At 58.1% G+C, this 7,104-nt stretch carries 6 protein-coding genes and 2 pseudogenes; 4 read left to right on the plus strand and 4 right to left on the minus strand.

Annotation, left to right across the window (positions count from 1 at the left end; all coding sequences use genetic code 11):
* Positions 1 to 11: 11 nt before the first annotated feature.
* Entirely contained in the window at positions 12 to 1,142 is a 1,131-nt protein-coding gene (locus AXW67_RS27835; RefSeq protein ID WP_063675747.1) for an IS630 family transposase, read from the minus strand.
* Positions 1,143 to 1,180: 38 nt separating this feature from the next.
* Between AXW67_RS27835 and AXW67_RS27840 the strand changes: the two genes are divergently transcribed.
* From AXW67_RS27840 to tnpB, 4 genes and pseudogenes are all read left to right on the plus strand, one after another.
* A complete protein-coding gene (locus AXW67_RS27840) occupies positions 1,181 to 1,462 on the plus strand; it encodes a LexA family protein (RefSeq protein ID WP_063675745.1) in 282 nt (93 codons plus the stop codon).
* Between the two features lie 860 nt (positions 1,463 to 2,322).
* A pseudogene (locus AXW67_RS45090) lies at positions 2,323 to 2,430 on the plus strand (transposase); the annotation flags it as partial.
* Between the two features lie 9 nt (positions 2,431 to 2,439).
* Positions 2,440 to 2,721: pseudogene (locus tag AXW67_RS45095) on the plus strand (integrase core domain-containing protein); the annotation flags it as partial.
* 448 nt (positions 2,722 to 3,169) lie between these two features.
* Positions 3,170 to 3,376, plus strand: coding sequence for an IS66 family insertion sequence element accessory protein TnpB (gene tnpB / locus AXW67_RS45100; RefSeq protein ID WP_082908069.1), 207 nt, complete (start codon positions 3,170 to 3,172; stop codon positions 3,374 to 3,376).
* A gap of 30 nt (positions 3,377 to 3,406) precedes the next feature.
* Here the strand turns inward: tnpB and AXW67_RS27855 are convergent, their stop codons facing one another.
* From AXW67_RS27855 to AXW67_RS27860, 3 genes are all read right to left on the minus strand, one after another.
* Positions 3,407 to 3,715: a hypothetical protein gene (locus AXW67_RS27855; RefSeq protein ID WP_063680478.1), complete on the minus strand. Its 309-nt coding sequence runs from the start codon at positions 3,713 to 3,715 to the stop codon at positions 3,407 to 3,409.
* Positions 3,716 to 3,933: 218 nt separating this feature from the next.
* Positions 3,934 to 4,083, minus strand: coding sequence for a hypothetical protein (locus AXW67_RS42875; RefSeq protein ID WP_161491299.1), 150 nt, complete (start codon positions 4,081 to 4,083; stop codon positions 3,934 to 3,936).
* Positions 4,084 to 5,737: 1,654 nt separating this feature from the next.
* The gene (locus AXW67_RS27860) at positions 5,738 to 7,006 is read right to left on the minus strand and encodes an IS256 family transposase (protein WP_063678926.1); all 1,269 of its coding nucleotides are present in this window, start codon (positions 7,004 to 7,006) and stop codon (positions 5,738 to 5,740) included.
* Positions 7,007 to 7,104: the final 98 nt, after the last annotated feature.

Genomic DNA, 7,104 nt, shown 5'->3' on the forward strand with positions numbered 1-7,104 from the left:
CTAGTGGTTCATCACAGTGGTTTTGACTCTTTGGCGGCAACTGGATAGGCGCGACCGAGTTTGGCGCGGGCTTTGTCGGTTGTGAACATCCATTTGATGCGGTCTCGCGCCTTGTTTCGCTGCCGTTGCCATGCTGCGATTTCTTTTCGAAGCCTTTTGGGATCGTCGATGCGACGGCCGAGACACTGGCGCTGCAGCACGCTGATCTCGCACTCGACCATATTGAGCCAGCTGGCGTGTTTCGGGGTGTAGTGGAACTCGAGGCGGCGCAGGATGCGACGGGCCTCGGCAGGCGCAAATGCCTGATATAGCGCGCCGGCCGTATGAATCGACAGATTGTCCTGCACCACACGGATGCAGGCGGCATTGGGATAGTGGACGTCGACGAGTTCGCGCATGCAGTGCGCGTAGTCGACCGCGGCGCGGTGGTCTGTAACCTTGACATTGCGCCAGCCGCGATGCGGATCGAAGGTGACGAAGAGATTGACGGTACCGTTGCGGCGATATTCGTAATCGTAGCGCTCGCGCTGTCCCGGTTGGGCAGGGATCGGCTGGCGTACCTCGCCGATCAGCTGGACTGGGGTCTCGTCGAAGCAAACCAGGGGCCGCTCGGGATCCGGCGCCTCGGCGTAGAGATCGAGCACATCCTCCATCCGGGCGACGTATTCGCCGTCGACATGAGGAATGCACCACATATCCCGGCGCCACGGCTTGAGGTCGTTGTCGGCCAGCCGGCGGCGCACGGTCTCGCCCGACAGGCTGGCGTGATCGGTGAGCTTGACCATCGCGTCGGCCAGCAATGTCAGCGTCCAGCGTTTGCGGCCGGCGGGCGGCTTGGCGCATGCCGTCGCCACCAGCAGGGCCTCTTCCTTGCCTGTCAGCTTGCGTTCCGCGCCCGGACGCGGCTCCTCACTCAAGGCCCGCTCCAGATTGCCTTCTACGAAACGGCGTTTGGTCCGGCCGACGGTGGAAAGGCTGACCCGGACGGTTCGGGCAATCTCCGCGTCGCAGCTGCCTGAATCGGCCGCCAGCACAATCTGAGCCCGTTTGAGTTTGCGGGCGGAATGCGTGCCGCCGCCGAGCATTGCCGTCAGTTCGTCCCGCTCGGCTTGGCTCAATTCGACCCGATAACGTACATTCATGCTTCGCCTCCTTGTCGGAGGCCGGGACGAATCCAGCTATGAGTCAAAAATCAGGCGCGCACTTCACCGAGAAGCAGGGACACTATCTCGCTTTCATCCATACCTACTCGTACATGTTCGGACAGCCGCCCGCCGAGGCCGACATCCAGCGGCATTTCCGCGTCAGCCCGCCGTCAGTCCACCAGATGATCCTCACCCTCGAACGCAACGGGTTCATTCGTCGCCAGCCCGGCGTCGCTCGAAGCATCGAGATCCTCTTGCCACCCGAAAAGTTGCCTATCCTCGGATGGCTCGGTATCAAAACGTCAAAATCACTGTGATGAACCACTAGCTGAGTGTCTAGATAACTTGCCAGTCCGTTTGCGTCGACTGCGAAGACGAGATCCGGCATACGATAGCCCGGCCGTCGAAAAGGCGCCGGAGCCCTCATAAGCGGACTCTTCGGTGGCATTGGTCTTGAGATAACCTGTCACCCGGGTGACAAAAGGCGCACGATATTAGATAGGAGGCGGAAAGAAACCCTGAAGGGGAACTGATCTCGCAGGCTCTTAAATAGCCAACCCTCGTTCTTAGTCAGCATCGCACGCGCTCGTTTCAATCACCTTTGGCTCCAGCAAGGGGCCTTTGCGGAGGCAAATTGCCTGGATTAGACTTGATGATGATGATGATAATGACAATTGAGGGAATATAATATTCCGCAAAGGGCATCGTGCCCTCTCTAGATGTAACGGACTTCACTGGGGACAGCAATATGCGGCGGCAATCACTTTCGAGCAGCGTTGGGGCTCGGAGCCCTTCATCGCACTCGCGCCATCACCTGCATCCAGGCGTGCGAAAACAAGATTTTCGATGTGACCACGTTTCGACGCGCCTGCGAACCGATCGCACTCCCTTTCTGTCTCTATAGACCAACAGGAATCAACTCGTCCTAACGGCTCATCAGCGTTGATACGACAGGGAAGGGATCGAAAGAGACCGCAGCGCTTCGAGCCAGCAACAGCTGCGCCCACCATCTGAGGGCTGCTCTCCCGAAGCGCGGACATACACATTTTCCAATCAGCGGGGATTCTGCACGATGACTGGCAAGTGGAGCAAATCGGCATATCGGGAGGAGCTGTGGCCTGAGCCCCTGAACTTCCTCCAAAAATGGGTAGAGTCCGTCACCTTTAGGGGGACGGAGATGAAGCAGTCAAGGTTCACGGAAGAGCGGATCAATGCGATCCTGCGGGAGCAGGAAGCCGGTTCGAAGACGGGGGATGTCTGCCGCAAGCATGGGATCAGCAGCGAGATCGCCTGACGAGGCCGCCCAACGATGATCGTCAGCGACAATGGGACCGAGCTCACCAGCATCGCCATCCTGCGTTGGTCGCATCTCACCCGGATCAAGTGGCACTACATCGCGCCGGGCAAGCCGCAGCAGAATGCCTTCGTGGAACGCTTCAATGGAAGACTGCGCGACGACGAGACACAGTTCTCGTCACTCGATCATGCTCGGGAGCTGCTTGCCGAATGGCAGGACGATTACAACACCGTGCGTCCGCACAGCGGGATCGGCAACCTGCCGCCATCAACTTACGCCAGGCTAACAGCGCCCGACATGCAACGGGACGGGACGCTGCGCTGTGTCGACGGCTCCGCGTCCCATCCCGTTGCATCACCGAGCGACACAGGCTCAAATGACCAAAGGATTCTTTCCATCGCTGGATGATCTTTGGGGCTCAGGTCACAGCGAACTAATCGCAGCCTTTTATGTCTATAGATCAACAGAGAGCACCTCCAGGTGTTCTCGGAAGCACGCGCCCGGGTCTATATTGAAGTCCGAGCGGGGCGGCGGCGGAGCGAAGCGGTCAAGGCCGGGTCGTGGCGGAGTCGTATACGCCGGGCGCTGGGGAAGCGTTAGTTACGGAACTCGATCAAAATCGGGATCGGCGGTGCGGTGGTTCTCGCAGTGGCTGGGGGCGCCGGCTGCCATGTGCTACGGGCTGTGAGGGCGACCACATGATCGCGGCTTCACAGATGTGACGATCATGATCGCAGCGGGATCGGTCGACTGTCGTAAAGATGTCCATGGTCCCGCCGCGCAGGAGGTCGATCAGCTTCATCATGCCCCCTTCAGGGGAATAATTTCCGTCTTCCGTTCAAAGTCAGCGGACCGTTTGAAGATTTTAGCCTGGACTGCGCGGCCGCGATATTGCTCAGCCGATCGCAAGCTCGTGCAGCCGGTGACCAATTGAACCAGGTCGGATGCACTATTCCACAACTTGTCATTCGTCTGGCGCCAATGACGGCGCGTTCGTGGCCCAAATTTCGTGGCAAATGCCGTCGCACCCGCAGTTCATCAAGACGCTGCGCTCGCTCGTGTCGTTCAACAACTCACCGAATTTCTCGAGGTCGCGTTCATGGTCGAGGTCGACTAAGTAAGCCGCGAGGCGCAACGCGGTGCGGAGATAGTCGTAGTCATCGTCCGAATAATTTCTCTGGGCGCAGTCGGCCGCCATTCGACTGGCGTGCCTCAATTGCGCATTCTTCAGTCGCTCGATCAGTTCGAGCGACGGTCGAATGGATTCCCTCATCTTGCTTCTCCGTTCTTCGGCTTAATTGCCAATCTGCAGGGTGAACTTGGTAACTTCAGCCCTTCAGCCTCGCGGCCCGGAGCTTGTCGTGCATTAGACACGTCGACCTCGTCTCGCTTGGGGTTCGGATGTTCAGGCATGGAATTCATTGTGAAGGTGTGCGACGGAGTCTGGGTGGCGGTTACAATAGACACGGCTGAAATGAAGTGTCGTGAAATTCACGTTAACCGCGAGGACAGGCCGCTGATTCCCGGATGTTTGCGACGTCGGATCGTGGCATCGACGCCATGCTCGACAAATCCTTGGTCGGCCGACCAGGCGGCGCGGTGGCGCGTGTTTGTCGGCGCCATGATGTCGATTGCGATCATCGGCGCGGTTCCTGGAAACCGCGCACCGAGGTGGATCGCGACTGATCCATTACAGGCCCATTCGGCCGACGCCGCCAGTGGACCCCGGCCATCTTCGATGGCGCCGCGGTCTTGACGATCTCGGCAAATTTAGTGACCAACCACACAAAGGATCCGACTTTTATCCCTCTTATCGGGAATAAACGGATCTCGACTTCATTTCACGAATTGTAATCTCAAAAAAATTGATTCGGTTTAAGAGACCATCACTCGCGCAAAAAGTCGCGTTAGTTGCAGGGCAACAATCAAACACAAGCATTCATTGTTATCAATTGACCTGACTTATTTATAATAAAACCATTACAGAAAGCCCGCAGCGTATGACGGGCGCAAATACGCTATTAAAGACCTTACAGGGGAAACAAACACATGCAGAAACAACAAAGATGCACAACACCACCAAAGCGCCAGGCCAATGCGCGGCGATTTCGATCATCCTCTTATCGCTCGTCCCCATGCTACCACCTCGATCTGGCCGGTCAGGTTTGCGGTGCTGTCAACAGCGATGAACCAGGGCCCTAAATTGGAAGGCGCAGCATGCGGAGACCGGCTCGAGCTGGTATAGGTTCCGCTCAACCGCCCATCGCTCACAGAATTTGTTGCATCCACCTTGCTCATATAGATGTATTTGAGCTCAACCGCCTGCCCCTTATAGTCTGTGTAGTTCGTCTGGGCGTTATAGAGCGCTGCGCTCATCGTGCGAGCATCAGTATGTGTGAATTTGCAGGTGGTCCATGACATCGTGAGAGAGACAGGAGAAAGCTGTTTAATTCGCCTTTGTGATGGAAGAATAAGTAGTTGTGGTGATAGCTAGAATGATGAGACGATATAAATACAGGACGGATCAGGCCCCGCCAGTCCTTGCACAATGTTACGTGGCTTCTTAGACAAGCGAGCGGAATAATGGCCTTTTTCATAAGCGAAACGCTAACGAATCATAAAGTGGTCTCTTAGCGAGGCCCAAGCATATTTACGGTGGGCAACGACAGAAAGTGATATCCCCGAGGGTCATTCTATTGGACCACGCATTTAGACGGTGACATTAGATGGCTTTTCGAAAGCAAGAGGTCTTTGATATCGACCCGCGGTGACCCACCCCCCAAGAATGTGATCTTCCCCCCGAAACTGATCTGTCGGCGACAACAGGTCCTTGTCACTTTCTGTCAGTGTTGTCGGTTAGCCGCAGCACTCTGGCTCTTCCAGAATTCGCAGTGGTAACTTGCTCTTGGAAAGAATGGGACGTGATGTCGACTTATGATCTGATTTGCCTGTGATGTAAACGTCAGCTCGGTTTTTGGAGCCCCAACTTCCGAGCCGGAAGTTGCGGCTCCAAGAGTGGTTGGTATGTACGCATACGACGACGGCCTGATTGACACATGCGCGCGGGTACGACGAGCTCTACGATGGCGTTGCATGAGGGCATCGATCCGGCGAGGACCGCCTTGCGCGGTATGATGAAGGATGAAGACATAGGCGTATGACTGACCATACGCCTATTTCGAAAGTCTCCCGATTGGAAGTGGTCTCGACGGACGCTCGACGCCGTTGGACATTGGAAGAAAAGCGGCGGATCGTCGCCGAGAGGAGCTATGCGGGATTTTGGGTGACGAGGTGATCAGGCGGCGTGGGTTGCCGGCATTTGGATGACCTCGATGCCGTCGTTGAATCTGACACCTGCGATGACCTTCGGCAACTGATTTGTGCCTTTGAGCCGCCGCCAGGTCTTTGATGCGGCGATCACCAGTTTGAATACCATCAGCTTGGCGGTGGTCGGCGACAACGAGCCCTTGGTGCGCACCGTCCTGTGCCGCACGGTGGCGAACACGCTCTCGATGGGATTGGTCGTGCGCAAGTGATCCCAATGTTCGGCAGGAAAGTCGTAGAAGGCCAGCAGCGCGTCGCGATCCTTGATCAGACATTCGACCGCCCGGCCGTACTTGGCGCGGTATTTCTCGGCGAAGACGTCGATCGCCGCTTCGGCGGACGCCCGGCTCGGCGCCCAATAGACCTCGCGCAAATCTTTCTTCATGGTGGCCTGCACCGAGAGAGGGACCTTGTCCAGGACATTCACGGTCTTGTGCACCCAGCAGCGCTGGTGCCGGGTGCCGGGAAAGACCTCGTCAAGCGCCTTCCAGAAGCCGAGTGCGCCGTCGCCGACGGCAATTTCGGGCGCGATCTGCAATCCGCGCTGCTTGACGTCGATCAGGAGCTCGCGCCAGCTCTGCGCGCTCTCCCGCACGCCGACCTGAAAGCCGATCAGTTCCTTCCTGCCTTCTGGCGTTGCGCCGATCAGCACCAGCATGCACTCGCCGTGGTCTTCCATGCGGGCCTGCAGGAAGACGCCATCGGCCCACACGTACACATATCGCCGCGCCGACAGATCGCGCTTCTGCCAGCGCTCGTACTCGCCTTGCCACTCGGCCGTCAGCCGGGAAATCACCGCGGGCGACAGGTTCGGCGCCTCCTTGCCCAGCAAGGCCGTCAGCGCCTCCTGGAAATCGCCGGTCGAGATGCCGCGTAGATAGAGCACCGGCAACAGCGCATCCAGACTTCTGGTCCGCCGTGCCCACAACGGCAGGATCGCCGAGCTGAACCGGATCCGCTCGCCATCGCTGGCCGCCCCGCGGTCGCGAATCTTCGCCCGCGCGACCTCGACCGGGCCGATGCCGGTCTGGATCGTCCGCGCCGGGCCGTAGCCATGCCGCACGACACGGGCGCGTCCGTCGGCAAGCTTCAAGTCCTTCACCGTGGCAAGAAAGGTCTCGACTTCGACCTCGACAGCCTGCGCCAGAAGCTGCCGCGCACCAGCGCGCAGGATATTGGTCAGTGGATCATCGATCGCGTCGGGCTGACGAAGCGGGACAATGTTGCTAGTCTCGTTCATGGCGTATCGCTCTCCTTGAGAGGTTCTGGCAGGCTTCGACACCCGCCTCGATACGCCGCCTATCTCAGGCCGTCATCACCCAGCTTCCCGCATAACTC

The organism is Bradyrhizobium neotropicale, from assembly GCF_001641695.1.
Taxonomy (GTDB): Bacteria; Pseudomonadota; Alphaproteobacteria; order Rhizobiales; family Xanthobacteraceae; genus Bradyrhizobium; species Bradyrhizobium neotropicale.

Coding starts and splice junctions, on each gene's coding strand:
- tnpB (WP_082908069.1), top strand. CDS start 3,170: ATGATCGCAGCGGGATCGGTCGACTGTCGTAAAGATGTCCATGGTCCC.
- AXW67_RS42875 (WP_161491299.1), bottom strand. CDS start 4,083: ATGATCGCAATCGACATCATGGCGCCGACAAACACGCGCCACCGCGCC.
- AXW67_RS27840 (WP_063675745.1), top strand. CDS start 1,181: ATGAGTCAAAAATCAGGCGCGCACTTCACCGAGAAGCAGGGACACTAT.
- AXW67_RS27835 (WP_063675747.1), bottom strand. CDS start 1,142: ATGAATGTACGTTATCGGGTCGAATTGAGCCAAGCCGAGCGGGACGAA.
- AXW67_RS27860 (WP_063678926.1), bottom strand. CDS start 7,006: ATGAACGAGACTAGCAACATTGTCCCGCTTCGTCAGCCCGACGCGATC.
- AXW67_RS27855 (WP_063680478.1), bottom strand. CDS start 3,715: ATGAGGGAATCCATTCGACCGTCGCTCGAACTGATCGAGCGACTGAAG.